General features: G+C 64.6%; 14 protein-coding genes. 8 read left to right on the top strand and 6 right to left on the bottom strand.

From position 1 onward, the window contains the following. Positions 1 to 4 precede the first annotated feature (4 nt). The gene (locus tag QI450_RS12845; protein WP_226773936.1) at positions 5 to 301 is read left to right on the top strand and encodes a hypothetical protein; all 297 of its coding nucleotides are present in this window, start codon (positions 5 to 7) and stop codon (positions 299 to 301) included. Positions 302 to 654: 353 nt separating this feature from the next. Here QI450_RS12845 and QI450_RS12850 read toward each other — a convergent pair whose 3' ends face one another. From QI450_RS12850 to QI450_RS12860, 3 genes are all read right to left on the bottom strand, one after another. Then, on the bottom strand, positions 655 to 1,110 hold the full coding sequence (locus tag QI450_RS12850; protein ID WP_226773937.1) for a nucleoside deaminase: 456 nt from the start codon (positions 1,108 to 1,110) through the stop codon (positions 655 to 657). A 767-nt stretch (positions 1,111 to 1,877) separates the two neighbouring features. Continuing rightward, the gene (locus QI450_RS12855; protein WP_226773938.1) at positions 1,878 to 2,681 is read right to left on the bottom strand and encodes a creatininase; all 804 of its coding nucleotides are present in this window, start codon (positions 2,679 to 2,681) and stop codon (positions 1,878 to 1,880) included. Between the two features lie 140 nt (positions 2,682 to 2,821). Further along, positions 2,822 to 4,360: a cytosine permease gene (locus tag QI450_RS12860; RefSeq protein WP_226773939.1), complete on the bottom strand. Its 1,539-nt coding sequence runs from the start codon at positions 4,358 to 4,360 to the stop codon at positions 2,822 to 2,824. A gap of 108 nt (positions 4,361 to 4,468) precedes the next feature. On the opposite strand from QI450_RS12860, the gene QI450_RS12865 reads away from it, so the two are divergent. After that, positions 4,469 to 6,016, top strand: coding sequence for a PucR family transcriptional regulator ligand-binding domain-containing protein (locus QI450_RS12865; RefSeq protein WP_226773940.1), 1,548 nt, complete (start codon positions 4,469 to 4,471; stop codon positions 6,014 to 6,016). 24 nt (positions 6,017 to 6,040) lie between these two features. On the opposite strand, the gene QI450_RS12870 is transcribed toward QI450_RS12865, so the two are convergent. The 3 genes from QI450_RS12870 to QI450_RS12880 form a co-directional block, all read right to left on the bottom strand. Beyond that, positions 6,041 to 6,865: an IclR family transcriptional regulator gene (locus QI450_RS12870; protein ID WP_226773941.1), complete on the bottom strand. Its 825-nt coding sequence runs from the start codon at positions 6,863 to 6,865 to the stop codon at positions 6,041 to 6,043. An 81-nt stretch (positions 6,866 to 6,946) separates the two neighbouring features. After that, a complete protein-coding gene (locus tag QI450_RS12875; RefSeq protein WP_226773942.1) occupies positions 6,947 to 8,203 on the bottom strand; it encodes an aminopeptidase P family protein in 1,257 nt (418 codons plus the stop codon). Between the two features lie 61 nt (positions 8,204 to 8,264). Then, a complete protein-coding gene (locus QI450_RS12880; RefSeq protein WP_226773943.1) occupies positions 8,265 to 9,647 on the bottom strand; it encodes an MFS transporter in 1,383 nt (460 codons plus the stop codon). Between the two features lie 227 nt (positions 9,648 to 9,874). Here QI450_RS12880 and glyA point away from each other — a divergent pair, with 227 nt between their 5' ends. The 6 genes from glyA to QI450_RS12910 are packed head-to-tail and all read left to right on the top strand — an operon-like array spanning position 9,875 to position 17,852. Further along, positions 9,875 to 11,185 carry a serine hydroxymethyltransferase gene (gene glyA / locus QI450_RS12885; protein ID WP_226773944.1) on the top strand — a complete coding sequence of 437 codons (1,311 nt, stop codon included), beginning with the start codon at positions 9,875 to 9,877 and terminating at the stop codon, positions 11,183 to 11,185. Further along, positions 11,182 to 12,402, top strand: a complete 1,221-nt coding sequence (locus tag QI450_RS12890) for a sarcosine oxidase subunit beta family protein (RefSeq protein WP_226773945.1) — start codon at positions 11,182 to 11,184, stop codon at positions 12,400 to 12,402. The genes glyA and QI450_RS12890 overlap by 4 nt, the downstream gene beginning before the upstream one ends. A gap of 27 nt (positions 12,403 to 12,429) precedes the next feature. Then, the gene (locus QI450_RS12895) at positions 12,430 to 12,852 is read left to right on the top strand and encodes a sarcosine oxidase subunit delta (RefSeq protein WP_226773946.1); all 423 of its coding nucleotides are present in this window, start codon (positions 12,430 to 12,432) and stop codon (positions 12,850 to 12,852) included. Beyond that, entirely contained in the window at positions 12,849 to 15,809 is a 2,961-nt protein-coding gene (locus QI450_RS12900; RefSeq protein WP_226773947.1) for a 2Fe-2S iron-sulfur cluster-binding protein, read from the top strand. Before QI450_RS12895 ends, QI450_RS12900 begins: the two co-directional genes overlap by 4 nt. After that, entirely contained in the window at positions 15,802 to 16,437 is a 636-nt protein-coding gene (locus QI450_RS12905; protein ID WP_226773948.1) for a sarcosine oxidase subunit gamma family protein, read from the top strand. The genes QI450_RS12900 and QI450_RS12905 overlap by 8 nt, the downstream gene beginning before the upstream one ends. Beyond that, a complete protein-coding gene (locus QI450_RS12910) occupies positions 16,437 to 17,852 on the top strand; it encodes an L-serine ammonia-lyase (RefSeq protein WP_226773949.1) in 1,416 nt (471 codons plus the stop codon). The genes QI450_RS12905 and QI450_RS12910 overlap by 1 nt, the downstream gene beginning before the upstream one ends. Positions 17,853 to 17,855 lie beyond the last annotated feature (3 nt).

The raw sequence follows: 17,855 nt of genomic DNA on the forward strand, positions 1-17,855 counted from the left end.
CGGCATGGAGGGCCCCGGCCGCGAGATCGAGCCCGTCACCGGTAACGACAGCAGCCGGCTCAAAGACCAGGGCCTGAAAGCAAAGAAGACATCGGCCGCTGACTACGGCACAGCGGAACGCCAAGAAGCCTTCGCGGCATCCCTGGCAAGCGCCATGGCCAACCAAACGCAAGTAGGAGGAGGCGCCGCCGCAGAACGCAACGAGGGCACCCACCCCAGCGCGTCCCTCGCCATGGGCAAAGGCGCAGCCAAAGCCAAGAAAGTCCGCACAGACGGCGCAGTGGGATCCGAGCGAAACTAAAGCGGCCCAGCTCCGAAAAACAAAAGGGTGATTGTGTCAACCTTGTCGGACCCCACCAGGACGGTGTGGATTTTAACGATCGACAATCTCCATATGAAGCTACCGAGGTGAGCCGGACGGGTACCGGCCACCCAGCCATGGGCGGACAAGTCGATCGAAGGGCCTGCGCTCCGGAGCCTCCGGGCTGGAAGGGCACCGTTGACGCTCAGCCTCGAACTGCTCCGGGACAGAAACCCGGCGGGAAAATACCGCCCGCACTGCGCACAGAAGCAGGCCCGGTCCCGGCCTCAGCGAACACGCCCTGGCGCTGGCCGTATCTGAACCATTTCACCGGTGCCCACTTTGTGCGTGGGCTATTCGGCGATGTCCTCAGCCCATAGTTCAGGGTGCTCGTCCTGGAAGGTGCGCATCATCTCGACGCATCGGGAATCATTCAATAGCACCACGTCGACGCCACGTGAGCGCAGAAGTTCGAATTCGCCGGGGAAAGTCATGGCCTCGCCCACCACTACGCGCGGAATCTTGAACTGGATGATGGTCCCGGTACACATCGCACACGGTGCCAAAGTGGTGTAGAGGGTCGTGTCACGGTAGCTTTTCTGGCGTCCGGCAGCCCGCAGCGCCGACATCTCGCCGTGGGCGATTGGATCACCATGCTGGACGCGCTCGTTGTGGCCGGTGGCAATCACTTCGCCGCCGCGGGCCAAGGCAGCGCCGATCGGGATGCCGCCCTCTCGGAGACTCTTTTGGGCGGCCTCGTAGGCAGCTTCGAAGACCGGGCCAGTGACGGTTCGTTCATTTTCGGACATGAGTGCAGTCTAAATCGCCCACGACGAAAAATTGTTGGCGCCGCTGAAACGGTTTGGCCAGTCGTTCCGTAAGGCTTACATAGGAACGAGTGCCGCGACGAGCACCAGGGCCACACCAAGCGCACTTGCGACTGCTGCAAATACGAGTCTCCCCCGGCGACCGGTTAGGTCACCTCTTGGGCCATTTCGTAGTTCCAGCGTGAGCATGAGGGCTGAAGCAGGGACAAGCACCAGGCCTGTAACCATAAACGTTGCCTGGATCGTAGTCATTGGCTATCTGCCTTCAGCACCTAAGCGGATGTTAGCTGCGACTCTATATCTGGGACGGGTCGTTTGTGTTAACAAAGGACTTCAAGGATCCACCGCAGGAAGCTGACCAAACAGCCGATTGACCGAATAGGACCTAGATCTCCGCTCCGGTTCGCCTATGGAAAGTTTTTCCTCTGGACGCAGTGTGGCCGGGGTATACCCAAGGCCGGTGTCGGGTAATTCGGGAACAGCCCTGCAGCGGCGTGGATGCAGCATCGTCGCTGCCTGGTCGAAACCTGGCCGGCTGTTTAACGCCCCCCTGACTCCCCGTCGGTGTACAGGTCATCCCGGCGGAATTTGGCGGCCAGCAGATCCTCGACGTGCCTGCCTCTATCCTGGCATTTTGGTCAACACCCTCGCTTAGCCGATGTGCGCAGAGCCCTGACCCGAAGGCGCCGCGGGAAAGTCTCCCCGCGGCGCCTTCGTTGAACCGTGTTGGCCTGTGGAATCGTTGCCCACTAGGCCGGAACAACCGCAGGCGCGGGTTCATGGAGCAGTTCACTTCCCAGATCGACGGCCAGATCCCGGACAACCTGTCCGTACAGCAGGCCGCCCTTGGCTGCGCTGGAGCCAGCAGCGGAGGAGAGGCAGCCGGTGGCGGGTGTCCGTTCCGGAACCACCGGGAGCCTGTCGAAGCGCGGGAGGACCGCAGCGGGACCGTCGACCAGGCGGTCCATGGCTACCCGAGCCGGTTCGAGGTGGAGCATGAGCGAGGTTTCCAGGACCCCGCCGTGCTCGATGTCCCAGCCCGGGAAGCCATCGGGGTAGACCTGCCCGAGTGTGTCATCGCTGACGAAGTCCCAGTACGACAGAAGCAGCGCGCTTTGCTCTGCCCCGGGCTTGATCCTCAGCTCGTCCAAGGCGAGGTCGATGCCCTCGTACAGGAACTGATAATTCTCGAAGTGGCCGTTGATGAAGACCACGTGCCGGACGCCTTGGTTGAGGAAGGACTTGACCAGGTTGCGCGCCACGCCGATAAGGGTTGCGCCATCCAGGCTCGTTGTACCGGCGAGGTGGTTGCCGCCGCCGGACTTCTGCTGCGACTTGTACCCGTAAGCGATGGGCTGGGCAACCAGTCCACCCAGCCGCCTGGCTGCACCCTCCGCGAAGTGGGAGGCGAGGATGGTGTCCGTTCCCAGCGGAAGGTGGGGGCCGTGCTGTTCCAGGGACCCGACGGGAATGAGGACGATCGCGTCCCCGGATGCCAAAGCTTCGCGATAGGCAAAGGCATCCAGGTCTTCCAGTAATACTGACTTGTCCATGCTGGTGGTGCTCCTCGTTTGGTGCCGTGTGCGAGTGGCGGCTGACGCTTTCACCGGGTGTTCGGCGCTGATGATCTTGTGGGCCGCCGGTCCCAAGGGCAATCTTGTGACGTTTTCGGCGCCATCGGGGTGAGCTTTGGTCAGAGACCGGCGGAGGGAGCGGACACAGCGGGAAGGTTGGCCGTCCCGGTGGCGGATGCCTCTGGGGCGGATTTAGTGTTACTGCGGAGGTGCAGGTAGCGCCGGTGGAATCGCGGGCCCATTATGGCGTAGGTTGCGGCGCTGGTCAGGCCGCCGGCGAGCCAGGACAGGTCCCATCCACCGAGGGCGACGGCGATGGGTCCCTGCATGGCCGGCACCAGCCCGTACATGAACAGCCACGTGGCGAAGATGCCGACGATTAGGGCGGCGATGCCGGCCGGGTTCACAGCCGGGAGGCGCTTGGTGCCGACGGCGTCGAACAGCCGTGAGGGGTCGCCGGGCCAGCGCTTGTCAAGCCAGAAATAGTGGACAAGCATGACGCCGCCCCAGGCAGCCACCCAGGCCACGAGACCGATCAGCCAGGCGTCCAGGACAGAGGCGAAGTCCTCCTGGAAGATGAAGAAGACGACTGCGGCAAGGGAGAACACGCCGACGAACAGGTTCAGCTTGCGCCTACTGATGGAGATGTCGAGAGCCTGCGTGGCGACCGAGAAGGTATAGATGTTCAAGATGTTGGTCGCGATCGGGCCGTGCAGCACCATGAGCAGCACCGGCAGGGCCAGCGCGCCGAAGTTGAGCACGATTAGTTTGCCCGGATCTATTTCCCCTGTGTTTGTGGCCAAACTGGCCCCTAGGATTCCGAGCCAGACGACGGGTATAAACTGGCCCAGCACGGAGGCGAGGTAGACCTTGCGCTTAGGCACCGTGGAGCTGACGAAGCGGGAGTAGTCCGCGGCGTAGGTGAACCAAGTGATGCCCCAGCCAATGCCGATGGCCGTCATGACCGCGCTCATCGCGGCGATGCGTTCCGAGCCTTCCAGGATATGGCCGGCAGGTCCGGCGTAGGTCCAGTTGATCTTCATGCCGAACCAGGCGACTGCCGACATCACCGTCAGGATGATGATGGTTGGCGGGACGGTCCATTTCTCGAACGCGGCGATCGCCTTGTAACCGAACCAGGCGATAGCCACCTGTACGGCCATGATGAAGGTGGCGATGCCGATCTTCCAGAGGTAGTTCTTGGCCTCCGGATCCACCCAGCCGAGCGTTCCGAACAGCGCCATGACCAGATCCAGGATGATCCAGGTGTTGACGGCGCACCAGCCGATGACCAAGAGGGCCTGGATAGCCGCGGGCAGGTAGTTCCCCTGCCGGCCGAAGGCGGCCCGGGCCAACACCATACCGGTGGCGCCGGTCTTTTGGCCGAGGAGCACAAAGCATCCGAAGAGCAGCATGCCTATCAGGTTCCCCAGTACAAGGACTGTCACGGTGTCCGCGAAACCCAGCCCCAGCTGGATGCCGAGCGCACCCAGGACCCAGTTGATCGGGGCGAGGTTGGCGCCGGCCCAGATCCAGAACTGACCGGAGACTTTTCGGGTGCGCTGGGATTCGGGAATGGGCTGGAGCCAGGCCTCGTGGTCCACGTGGTCTTCGTTGACCACTGGACTGGCGGGTATCGCTTGGGATTTTTCAGGCATTGGAGCCTCCGTTTGAGTTTTGGGGTTCCTCCAAGAATATGTGGCATACACCACACCTGCCTATATATAATGTGTCAAGTCAATATCTAATTTTAGCGACGGAGTGTCATGCCCATTCGCCTGAGGGAAGTCCTGGACCATCCGATGCTTTCGATCGCTGATCCCATCGTCCGGGCAGCGGCTGGCCCGGCGGAGCGGACCCAGCTCCGTTGGATCCACTCCAGCGAGATCCTGGACATCGCTCCCCTACTTGACGGCGGGGAGCTGCTGCTGACAGGAGGTGAAGCCCTCGCCCAGGCCTCAGAGGATCGGCAAATCATGTACGTCCGCCAATTGGCCGAGCGGGGCGTGGCGGCGCTGGCCATCGAAACCGGCGTCGCCCTTCCCGCGCTGCCCTCCGCCATGGTTGCGGCCGCCGAGGCAGCCGGATTTCCGTTGATCGAGCTCCGCAAAGTGGTGCCGTTTGTCGCTGTCATGCAAGCGATCAACTCGATGCTGGTCAGTGAATCGGTTTCGCAGTTGCGGCGGGCCGACGAGGCCAGCCACGCGATGGCCGTTGAGCTGGCGCACGGCGGCAGTCTGGACCGGATCCTGGCCGTCCTCGCAGGCATCACCCACTCCGAGGTGACCCTGGCGTCCCTGACAGGGGCGCTCCTGGCCAGTGCAACGCCCGTGAACGCTGAGTCCGACGACGTTGCCACCGACTCTTTCCACGCAACGCAGGACCATGCACGGCTGATCCATATCGACGTTCCGGTACGGGGGATCCTAGCCGCGCAGCTGTTGCTCCGGGTGCCGGTAGACGAGGACGAAAATCTTGCGCGCACGGCCGGGAAGCGGTCGGTGGACATCCTCGCCTTGGCGATGCTGCAGCGGAGGTCCCCCGGACTGCGGGAGGTCGCAGGAGCTGCCTTGATCCGCGCAATTGATTCAGGCAGCCAGCCGTGGCGGCTTCAGCAGTTGGCATCGGCAGCAGGAATTCCGGTCTCCGCCCCGCTGGTGGCCCTGGTGGTCCGGTCAGATTCCTCCCAACAGCTGCGTACCTCTGTCGAGCAGCTGCTGGACCGGGCGGCGCACTCCCACGCCACCTACGTCGACAACGCCGAACTTCTCGCAGTGGCCGGCCTGGGCGGCGACGCGCCGGAGCAGAGCCGGCAACGGCTCATTGCCGGGCTCCTGGAGCTTCCGGCCGTAGCCAAGACGCTCGCGGCAGTGGGCCCCCTGGCGGCTGGCATTTCGGCGGCCCCCTGGTCGTTGTCCGAAGCCAAGCTCACGCTGGAACTTGCCGTCTCCCCGGAAAAATCAGGTTCCGAAATCGGTGGCGAGCACCAATCCGTGCTCGACGCGGAGGCATTCGCAGTGGAACGCCTCGCCGTTCAATCCCTGGACCCCTATCAACGACGGAACTTCGTCCGCCACCAGCTGGGTGCGCTCGTGGACTACGATGCGCAACGCAATTCGCGGCTGCTCGACACTCTGGCAACGTGGCTGGATTCCGGGTGCAACACCGCCCAAGCCGCCAGGGAGCTACATCTGGAACGGCAGTCGTTGCACCAGCGGCTGCGGCGGATCTTCGAGCTGTGCGGCGGTGACCCGCGGGCAACGCGTCGGTTGGCGGCATTGCATTTGGCCACCCGGCTGGCGCGGCTTGCCTGACTCCATTCCAACTGGCCCGACGTCCTAGCTTTGCCCGTGCTCCTGGGCCCGGGCCGGCCGTCCGCCGAGCCGGATGGTGACCTGCCGGGCGGCGGCCGCGCAAGCCTCGCCAAGACTTTGCAGCCGCTCGCGGGAAACCCGAAACCGGGGGGCAGGAATGAGGACGGCGGCCACGATGTCTCCACGATGATCATAGACAGGCGCGGCCACGCCGACTTCGTCGATGGAGGATTCCCCGTAGTTGATGGCCCAGCCGCGGGCCTTCACATCTTTAAGTTTGATCTGGTATCCATCGAGGCCGACGTCGTCGAGTCCCGGATACGTTATTGTCCCGCTGCGGAGCAGTGCAGGGACACGCTCGACCGGTTCGGCGGACAGGAAGACCTGCACGGAGGCGCTCATGGCGTCCTGGTACCTGGCGCCCAGCGGTGTGGTGTGCTTGATCTGCTGGTGGCTGGCGATCTGTTCCACACACATCGACTCCGTGCCGTTCCACAGCATCAGCGCACTGGTTTCGCCGGTCTGTTCGGTGAGTTCCTGCAGGACCGGGTAGGCCACGCGCCGTTCTTCCAGCTCGGCCAGAAGCGGCCCGGCGACGGCGATCAGTCCCAGGCCAAGTCGGAAGCGCCGGGTTTCCGGATCCCGTTCCACGAGGTGTTCCTGTTCGAAGGTGGACAGGATCCGGGAAACCGTGCTCTTGTGCAGGCCAACGCGGTTGGCGATCTCAGTGACGCCGAGCAGCGGTTCGTCGGCGGTGAACGTTCGCAGCACGGCGATGGCGTTGACGATGACCGAGGCGCCCTTGGCGTCGCCGTTTCCGTTGGTATCAGGAGATTCTTCTGGACTCATGGTGACTCTCATCATTCCTTACGGAAGCCAAAAGCGGCGCCACTTGGAAAGTGGCGCCGCCTCATTGCGGATCAGGGACGCTCAGGCGCCTACGATGTTGTATTCCGGCCCGAACGGGAACTTGGTGATGTTCTCGGCCCCGTCCTCGCCGACCACCAGGATGTCGTGCTCACGGTAGCCGCCGGCGCCGGGCTGGCCGTCAAGGACCGTGATCATTGGTTCCATGGAGACCACCATGCCCGGTTCCAGGACGGTGTCGATGTCCTCGCGGAGTTCGAGTCCGGCTTCCCGGCCGTAGTAGTGGCTCAGGACCCCGAAGGAGTGCCCATAGCCGAACGTGCGGTTGGCCAGCAGTCCGTGGCCTACGTAGATCTCGTTCAGTTCGGCGGCGATGTCCTTGCAGACGGCTCCTGGCTTGATCAGTTCCAGGCCGCGCTTGTGGACTTCCACGTTGATGTTCCACAGCTCCAGCGACCGGGCGTCTGGTTCACCATAAAACAAGGTGCGCTCCAGGGCGGTGTAGTAGCCGGAGGTCATGGGGAAGCAGTTCAGGGACAGGATGTCGTGTTCCTGGATCTTGCGGGTGGTGGCCCAGTTGTGGGCGCCGTCGGTGTTGATGCCGGACTGGAACCAGACCCAGGTGTCCCGGATTTCCGAGTCCGGGAAGGTCCGGGCGATTTCGTGGACCATGGCTTCGGTGCCGATCAGGGCGACCTCGTATTCGGTAATCCCGGCGGTGATGGCGTTGCGGATGGCTTCTCCGCCCAGGTCGCCGATGCGGGCTCCGTGCTTGATGACCTCGATCTCTTCGGCTGATTTGATCATCCGCTGGCGCATGGCGGCCTGGGCGACGTCCACGAGGGTGGCGGAGTCGAAGGCTGCCTGGATTTTGTTGCGGTTGTCCAGCGGGAGTGAATCATCTTCGACGCCGATCCGGCGCGGATTAATGCCGCGGGTGCGGAGCGCCTCCTGGATGGCGAAGATGTAGTTGTCGCGGCGCCAGTCCGTGTAGACCACGTTGTCGCCATAGCTGCGGCGCCACGGCATGCCGGCGTCGATGTTGGCCGTGACGGTCACGGTGTCGTCCTTGGTGACCACCATGGCATAGGAGCGGCCGAAGTAGGTGAACAGGAAGTCGGAGTAGTACTTGATGGAGTGGTAGCTCGTCAGGACGACGGCGTCCAGATTCTTCTCCTCCATGATGCGGCGCAGCCCGGACAGCCGGCGCTCAAACTCAGCGTTTGAAAAGGTCAGTTTTTCCTTCTGTCCGTTGTGCAGGACCTTCAGCCGTTCCAGTTCGGAAATCGACGAGGCGTTTGCGGAGATGGTGCTGGTCATGGTGGTGGTGCCTTTCTTCGGTGCTGTTCTTTGAAGCGGAAAATTGGGGCGTCAGCCTGGGCTATTTATGGCTCAGCGGTTCCTTGCTGGTTTCACGGGAGAGCACCACGGCGATCAGGGAGATGATCGCGGCGCCCACCAGGTACCAGGCCGGGGCCAGTTCATTGGCCGTCGCGGCGATCAGGAGCGTCGCCATAAAGGGTGCGGTGCCGCCAAAGAGGGCGTTGGAGAGGTTGAAGCTGACCGCGAATCCGCTGTAGCGGACACGGGTCGGGAACATTTCCGCCAGGAAGCTCGGAAGCGTGCCGTCGTTGAGGGTGAGCATCGCGCCGAGCAGGACCTGGACGAGGACGATCACCAGGAAGTTTCCGGTGCCGAGCAGGGCGAAGGCTGGAACGGTCAGCACGATGAAGCTGAGGGATGCTGCGATGAGAACCTTCTTGCGGCCGTAGCGGTCAGAGAGCATTCCGGTCAGGAAGATGAACCCGATGTATGTCACCAGGGCGATGGTCGTGGCCAGGAAGGACTCGGTTTTGCCGAGGCCGAGTTCCGAGGAAAGGTAGGTCGGCATGTAGCTGAGAATTACGTAGAAGCCGACGGCGTTGAGCAGCACCGCTCCGACTGCCCTCAGCAGCAGCCGCCAATGGTCGCGGAAGAGGCCAAAGACCGGGGCCTTGATGGTCTGGTCCTCTGCTGCGAGTTCGCGGAACACCGGGGTGTCTTCGAGCTTGGTGCGGATGTAGCGTCCGATCAGGCCCATCGGGGCGGCGAGCAGGAATGGCAGACGCCACCCCCAGCTCTGCATGGCCTCGGAGCTAAGCAGAGCGGTCAGCAGCCCCGCGAGCAGAGAGCCGAGCAACAGGCCGGCAGCCGTACTGGCGGGAACGACGGCGGCGTAGAGGCCGCGTTTGTTGGCCGGGGCGTACTCCACCAGGAATGCGGAGGCGCCGGCGTATTCCCCCGAGGCGGAGAAGCCCTGCGCAACCCGGATAATCAGCAGCAGGATGGGAGCCCCGATGCCGATCGTGGCGTAGCCAGGAATTAGGGCGATGCAGAATGTCGCTCCGGACATGATCAGGATGGACAGCGAAAGTGCTGTCCGGCGCCCAACGCGGTCGCCGATGTGGCCCCAGACGAAGCCGCCCAACGGCCGAACCAGGAACGAGATGGCGAACAGGGCGAACGTGAGCAGGAGCCCGGTCTGGGGGTTGGATTCGGGAAAGAAGACTGCGGCGATGGTGACTGCCAGGTAGCCGTAGACCGCGTAGTCAAACCACTCCACGAAGTTGCCGATGAAGCTCGCGGCGATCACCCGGCGTCGGGTCTCCTTGCTGACTGCGTGAACAGGTCCAATGGCCGTCGGAGGCAGTGAATCTGCGGAATCCGGAGCCCGCCGTGAGCTGGAGTCCGGGATGGTTGCCGCTTGATTTGGTTCGTTACTCATATGTCCACCAATGAAAATTTGGAGTTGCATTGAACGCAACGCTGTTGCATCAGATTATGCGTGAGCTGAAACACAGTCAAGGGTTTTTTTCCGCGGATATAGAAATCTGGCCACCTTACGATTCGGAAGAAAAGTGATTGACGCAACACCGGCGGCCAACTAGAGTTGCATTCAACGCAACACTGTTGCATTCGTCTTTAAGTTTCCTTGAACCGAAAGAGGCCGCCATGACGGGCACCCTGAATGAAACCCTGGCCAGCGTCGACGCCGACGTCGCCCGGGCCATTGACCATGAGCTGGAGCGCCAGCAGTCCACCCTCGAGATGATCGCGTCCGAGAATTTCGCCCCCGCCTCGGTCATGGAGGCGCAGGGCTCGGTGCTGACGAACAAATACGCCGAGGGCTACCCGGGCAAGCGCTACTACGGCGGCTGCGAACACGTTGACGTGATCGAGCAGCTCGCCATCGACCGGGTCAAGGCCCTGTTCGGCGCGGAAGCGGCGAACGTGCAGCCGCACTCGGGTGCGCAGGCCAACGCCGCCGCCATGTTTGCCCTGCTGGAGCCGGGCGACACGATCATGGGACTCTCGCTGGCGCACGGCGGACACCTCACCCACGGGATGCGCATCAACTTTTCCGGCAAGCTTTACAACGTCGTCCCTTACCATGTGCGCGAATCCGACATGATCGTGGATATGGCCGAGGTCGAGGCTCTTGCCCTGGAGCACCGCCCGAAGATGATCGTGGCCGGCTGGTCCGCGTATACGCGCCAGCTCGACTTCGCGGAGTTCCGCCGCATCGCCGACGCCGTGGGCGCCTATCTCATGGTGGACATGGCTCACTTCGCCGGCCTGGTGGCCGCGGGGCTGCACCCGAACCCGGTGCCGTATGCCGACGTCGTCACCACCACCACGCACAAGACCTTGGGTGGCCCGCGCGGAGGCGTGATCCTCAGCCGTGAGTCCCTGGCGCGCAAGATCAACAGCGCCGTCTTCCCCGGCCAGCAGGGCGGCCCACTGGAACACGTGATCGCGGCCAAGGCCGTGTCCTTTAAGATCGCAGCAAGCGATGAGTTCAAGGACAGGCAGCAACGCACTCTGGAAGGGGCCAAGATCCTGGCCGAGCGCCTGCTCGCACCGGACGTCGCCGAATACGGTATCTCCGTAGTGGGCGGCGGCACCGACGTGCACCTGGTCCTGGTGGACCTGCGCAACTCGGCCCTGGACGGGCAGCAGGGCGAGGATCGCCTGCACCGAATCGGCATCACCGTGAACCGCAACGCCGTCCCGTTCGACCCCCGCCCGCCGATGGTCTCCTCCGGGCTCCGGATCGGCACCCCCGCCTTGGCCACCCGCGGCTTCGGCCCGGCCGAATTCACCGAGGTTGCCGACATCATCGCCGAGGCCATCAAGGGCAAGCTCAGCGACGAGTCGGCCGTCCTGCTCCGCGACCGGGTCACGGTCCTCGCCGAGAAATTTCCGCTTTACCCGAATCTTTCCGGAACTGCCGGAACCACCCCGAACGGAGTTGCACTATGAGCACGGAACAGCTTCCGGAGCACCCGGAATTTCTCTGGCGCAACCCGGAGCCCAAGTCCTCCTACGACGCAGTGATTGTCGGCGGCGGCGGGCACGGCCTCGCCACCGCCTACTACTTGGCCAAGAACCACGGCATGACGAACATCGCGGTGCTGGAAAAGGGCTGGCTTGCCGGCGGGAACATGGCCCGGAACACCACCATCATCCGCTCCAACTACCTCTGGGACGAGAGCGCGGCGATCTACGAGCACGCCCTGAAGCTGTGGGAGATCCTGCCGGAGGAGCTCGAGTATGACTTCCTGTTCAGCCAGCGCGGCGTGATGAACCTCGCCCACACCCTGGGCGATGTCCGCGAAAGTATCCGACGGGTGGGGGCCAACAAGCTCAACGGAGTGGATGCGGAGTGGCTGGATCCGCAGCAGGTCAAGGAACTCTGCCCCATCCTGAACATCAACGACAACATCCGCTACCCCGTTATGGGCGCCACGTACCAGCCGCGCGCCGGCATCGCCAAGCACGACCACGTCGCGTGGGCCTTTGCCCGCAAATGCGATGAGCTCGGCGTGGACATCATTCAGAACTGCGAAGTCACCGGCTTCGTCAAGGACGGCAACAAGGTGGTCGGGGTCAAGACCAACCAGGGCACCATCCACACCGAAAAGGTGGGTCTCTGCGCGGCCGGCCACAGCTCGGTGCTGGCCGAGATGGCCGGTTTCCGGCTGCCGATCCAGTCCCACCCGCTCCAGGCCCTCGTGTCCGAACTCCACGAACCGGTCCACCCCACCGTCGTCATGTCCAACCATGTCCACGTCTACGTCTCCCAGGCACACAAGGGCGAACTCGTTATGGGCGCCGGCGTTGATTCCTACAACGGCTACGGGCAGCGCGGATCCTTCCACGTGATCGAGCACCAGATGGCCGCCGCCGTCGAGCTCTTCCCGATTTTCGCCCGGGCCCACGTGCTCCGGACCTGGGGCGGGATCGTTGACACCACACTGGATGCCTCCCCCATCGTCGGCACCACCCCGGTGGAGAACATGTTCGTCAACTGCGGCTGGGGAACCGGCGGATTCAAGGGCACCCCGGCCGCCGGGCTGACCTTCGCGCACACCATCGCCACTGGAACGCCGCACAAGCTCAACAAACCTTTTGCCCTCGAGCGCTTCGAAACCGGCGCCCTGATCGATGAACACGGCGCCGCCGCCGTGGCCCACTAGCCGCCGTCCCTTAGAAAGAAGACGCACATGCTGCTTATCTCATGCCCCAACTGCGGCTCGCGCGACGAGACCGAGTTCCACTACGGCGGCCAGGCCCACGTCCCGTACCCGGAGAACCCGAACGACCTGAATGACAAGGAATGGGCCGAGTTCCTGTTCTACCGCGAAAACACCAAGGGCATTTTCGCCGAACGCTGGCTGCACAGCACCGGATGCCGCCAGTGGTTCAACATGCTCCGCGACACCGTGACCTACGGCATCCAGGCCGTGTACCCGATGGGAACGCCCCGGCCCGATGTATCGGTCCCGGCCGCTGCCGAATCCGGCACTGCCAGCACCACTGCCGAGAGCACCACCACCGGGGACTCCGCCCCAAGCATCGCAGCTTCCAGCATCGCCCCGGCCGCAACACCGGCCAGCACCACTGCCCCGAAGGGAGCAACCAAGTGACTTCCCAGAACGCCCGCCTTGCCGCCGGCGGACGCATCGACCGCACCATCGCCTGGCGTTTCACCGTGGACGGCGAGGAATTCACCGGCCACCCGGGCGACACACTCGCCTCGGCCCTGATCGCGAACGGCCGCATCGCCGCCGGCAACTCGCTCTACGAGGACCGGACCCGTGGCATCATGTCCGCCGGCGTGGAGGAATCCAACGCCATGGTCAAAATTGCTGCGCGCTTCCCCGGCGACGTTGCCGAATCCATGCTCCCGGCCACCACTGTCACCCTGGTGGACGGCCTGAAAGCAGAACTCCTCAACGGCCTGGGCAAGCTGGACCCGGAGGAGGACCGAGCCGAGTATGACAAGAAATACGTCCATACCGACGTCCTGGTGATCGGCGGCGGCCCCGCCGGCCTCGCCGCGGCCCGCGAGGCCGTCCGCACCGGCGCCCGCGTGATCCTGATGGACGACCAGCCCGAGCTGGGCGGATCCCTCCTTTCCGGCTCAACCGCGCCCGGGCTGACCGAGACCATCGAAGGCAAGCCCGCGCTGGAATGGGTCGGAGACGTCGAAGCCGAACTGGTTTCTGCCGCCGAGTCCACCGTCCTGAACCGGACATCCGCCTTCGGCGCCTACGACGCAAACTACGTCATCGCCGTCCAGAGCCGCACCGACCACCTGCCCAGCCCTGCCGCTCCCGGTGTGTCCCGGCAGCGGATCTGGCACGTCCGCGCCAACCAGGTGGTGGTCGCCCCCGGCGCCCACGAACGCCCACTGGTTTTCGAGAACAACGACCGCCCCGGCATCATGCTCGCCTCGGCCGTCCGCAGTTATCTCAACCGCTACGCCGTTGCCGCGGGCCAGCGCGTCGTTATCAGCACCACTAATGACAGCGCCTACGCCCTGGCTGCAGACCTGCAGGCCGCCGGCGTCAAGGTCGCCGCCGTCGTCGACGCCCGGGCCAAGCTCACGGACGTTGCTGCGGCCGCCGTCGAAACCGGCACCCGGGTGCTGATCGGCAGCGCCGTTGCCAACACCTCTTCCTCTGGAGATGGCACGGACTCCGGCGACGGCCGGCTCAATGCCGTCACCGTCCGCAGCATCAACGACGACGGCGAACTCACCTCCGGGGTCGAGGAGGTCGCCTGCGATCTCCTGGCCGTGTCAGGTGGCTGGAGCCCGCTGGTCCACCTCCACTCCCAGCGCCAGGGCAAGCTGCGCTGGGACGACGGGCTCGCCGCTTTCGTGCCGAGCACCGTGGTCCCGAACCAGCAGACCATCGGCTCCGGCCGCGGCAGCTTCGAACTTGAGGATTGCCTGGCCGAGGGCATCTCCGCCGGAGCCTCAGCCGCCATCGCCGCAGGCTTCGCATCCTCCGTCGAACCCGCCCCCATCGGCGAACCGAAGGCGACCGGCCCGACCCGCCAGCTCTGGCTGGTCCCCGGGCAGGAAGGCGGCCCGGATGACTGGCACCACCACTTCGTGGACTTCCAGCGCGACCAGTCCGTGGCCGACGTGCTGCGTTCCACCGGCGCCGGCATGCGGTCCGTGGAACACATCAAGCGCTACACCTCCATCAGCACCGCCAACGACCAGGGCAAGACCTCCGGCGTCAACGCGATCGGCGTCATCGCCGCCGCGCTCCGGCAGGCCGGCGAGGCCTCGCGCGGGATCGGCGACATCGGCACCACCACCTACCGGGCACCGTTCACGCCGGTGGCGTTCGCAGCACTCGCGGGACGCCAGCGCGGTGAGCTGTTCGACCCCGCCCGGCTCACCTCGATCCACCCGTGGCACGTCGCCAAAGGTGCCCTGTTCGAGGACGTCGGGCAGTGGAAGCGCCCCTGGTACTACCCGCAGGGCGGCGAGGACATGGACACCGCAGTACTGCGCGAATGCGCCGCCGTCCGCGAGTCCGTGGGCTTTATGGATGCCACCACCCTGGGCAAGATCGAAATCCGCGGCAAGGATGCCGGCGAGTTCCTGAACCGTATCTACACCAACGCTTTCAAGAAGCTCGCTCCGGGTTCGGCCCGCTACGGCGTGATGTGCATGGCGGACGGGATGATTTTCGACGACGGCGTGACCCTGCGCCTCGACGAAGACCGGTACTTCATGACCACCACCACCGGCGGCGCCGCGAAGGTGCTCGACTGGCTGGAGGAATGGCTCCAGACCGAATGGCCTGAACTGGACGTGCACTGCACCTCGGTGACCGAACAGTGGTCCACCATTGCCGTAGTCGGGCCCAACTCCCGCGCTGTACTCGCAAAGGTGGCCCCGGAGCTTGCCGCGGACGGCGGGCTGAAAGCGGAAGCCTTCCCCTTTATGACCTTCCGCGAAACAACCCTCGCCTCCGGCGTGCAGGCCCGGATCTGCCGGATCTCCTTCTCCGGCGAACTGGCCTACGAAATCAACATCCCGTCCTGGTACGGGCTGAACACCTGGGAAGCCGTGGCCGCCGCCGGGGCCGAATTCAACATCACCGCCTATGGCACCGAAACCATGCACGTGCTCCGCGCAGAAAAGGGGTACCCGATCGTCGGTCAGGACACCGACGGGACCGTCACCCCGCAGGACGCCGGCATGGAATGGGTTGTATCGAAGGTCAAGGACTTCATCGGCAAGCGCTCCTACGCCCGGGCCGACGCTGGCCGCACAGACCGGAAGCACCTGGTCAGCGTCCTTCCAGTGGATGGCACGATCCGGCTCCCGGAAGGCACTCAGCTCGTCGAGCAGGGCATCACCACGAACCCCGCCTACGGCCCCGTCCCCATGCAGGGGTTCGTGACCTCGAGCTACCACAGCGCCGCGTTGGGCAAATCGTTTGCCTTGGCCCTGATCAAGAACGGCCGCAACCGTATCGGCGAAACCCTTGTGGCCGCCGCCGGGGACCAGCTGATTGACGTCGTTATAGCAGAAACCGTACTTTTTGACCCCGAAGGGACCCGCAAAGATGGCTAATACAGCAGCACTGACAGGCATCAATGGACTCCGGGACATCCGCCGCAGCCCCGCCTACCACCTGACCGAAGCGCTGGCGGCCGGATCCGTCCCGGGCAAGGTGGTCCTCAACGAAGGTCCGTTCCAGACCATGGCCGGAGTCCGCGTGGACCCCCATTCCGAGGCAGGATCACGGATCGCAGCCGCGACCGGCGGACTGCCGGCACGCTGCGGTGACGTGGCCGGCACGGACAGCATCAGCGTCCTCTGGCTCGGACCGTCCGAGTTCATGGCAGTCGCACCGGAAGCTGCCCACGATTCCTTGGGCGGCAACCTCCTCGGCTCCCTCCTGGAAGCACTGGGCGACGCCCCAGGCCAGGTGGTGGATCTCTCCGCCAACCGCACCACGTTCGAGCTCTCAGGCCCGCGCGCCCGGGCCGTCCTGGAAAAGGGCTGCGCCCTTGATCTGCACCCCCGCAGCTTCACCCCGGGAACGGCGCTGACCACCGAAGTCGGCAACATCCCCCTGGTACTGCAGAAGACCGCAGAGAACAGCTTCCGGCTCTTCCCCCGGGCCTCGTTCGCGGAGTTCCTGGGCCGCTGGCTCCTGGACGCCATGCGCGAATACGCATCCCCTGAGGTCCCCTGATGGCGCTCAGCGTCCTGGATCTGTTCTCTGTTGGCATCGGGCCGTCCTCCTCCCACACGGTCGGCCCGATGCGGGCGGCCAAGCGGTTCGCAGACGGACTGAAGAGCGAGGGGCAGCTGAGCGCCACAACGAGGGTGCAGGCCGAACTGTTCGGCTCCCTCGGCGCCACTGGCCGGGGCCACGGCTCGGACAAGGCCGTGGTCCTGGGCCTCCAGGGCCAGGACCCGGACACGGTGGACACCTCCACCGCCGACGACCAGGTCGCGGCCGCCGCCCTCGACGCCGAGCTCCGGATCGGCGGGGACCACCGGGTGGACTTCAACTGGGACGAGGACGTGGTGCTGCACCGCCGCAAGTCCCTACCGGCCCACCCCAACGGCATGACCTTCCGGGCACTGGACCACACCGGGGCAGTGCTCAAGGAGCGCAGCTACTACTCGATCGGGGGCGGCTTTGTTGTTGACGGCACCGCCCAAGGCGCTGACCAAGTGGTGGCGGATGACACCGTGCTGCCCTACCCCTTCACCACTGGCGACGAGCTCCTGGAAATCTGTGCCCGCGAGAACATGTCCATCGCCGACGTTATGCTCGCCAACGAACTTCTCTGGCGCAGCGAAGCCGAACTCCGGGACAAGCTCCTGGCCCTGTGGGCCGTCATGCGCCAATGCGTGGAGAACGGCTGCGCGGCCGAGGGCATCCTGCCCGGCGGGCTGAACGTCAAACGACGCGCCCCTGCCCTGTTCCGGACGCTGGCAGCATTCGCCGTGAACGCCGAAACCGAAGCGAGGAACCCGTACCCAGTCCAGGTGCCCGCGGACCCGCTGCTCGCGATGGAATGGGTGAACCTGTTCGCCCTGGCCGTCAACGAGGAAAACGCCGCCGGCGGACGGATCGTCACCGCCCCCACCAACGGCGCGGCCGGCATCGTGCCCGCGGTCCTGCATTACTACGTCAAGTTCGTCCCCGGAGCCAACGACGACGGCGTCATCCGCTTCCTCCTGACGGCCGCCGCCGTCGGAATCCTGTTCAAGATCAACGCCTCCATCTCCGGCGCCGAGGTCGGCTGCCAGGGCGAAGTCGGATCAGCCTGCTCCATGGCCGCAGCCGGGCTGGCCGAAGTCCTGGGCGGCACGCCCGCGCAGGTAGAAAACGCCGCGGAGGTCGGGATCGAACACAACCTCGGGCTGACCTGCGACCCCGTCGGCGGGCTCGTGCAGATCCCCTGCATCGAACGCAACGCCATCGCCAGCGTCAAGGCCATCAACGCCGCCCGCCTCTGCCTCCACGGCGACGGCAGCCACAAAGTGTCCCTGGACAAAGCCATCAAAACCATGCGCGAAACAGGAGCGGACATGAAAACCAAGTACAAGGAAACCTCCCGTGGAGGCCTCGCCGTCAACGTCATCGAGTGCTGAGCC

The organism is Arthrobacter sp. EM1, assembly GCF_029964055.1.
In the GTDB taxonomy this organism is placed as follows: domain Bacteria; phylum Actinomycetota; class Actinomycetes; order Actinomycetales; family Micrococcaceae; genus Arthrobacter.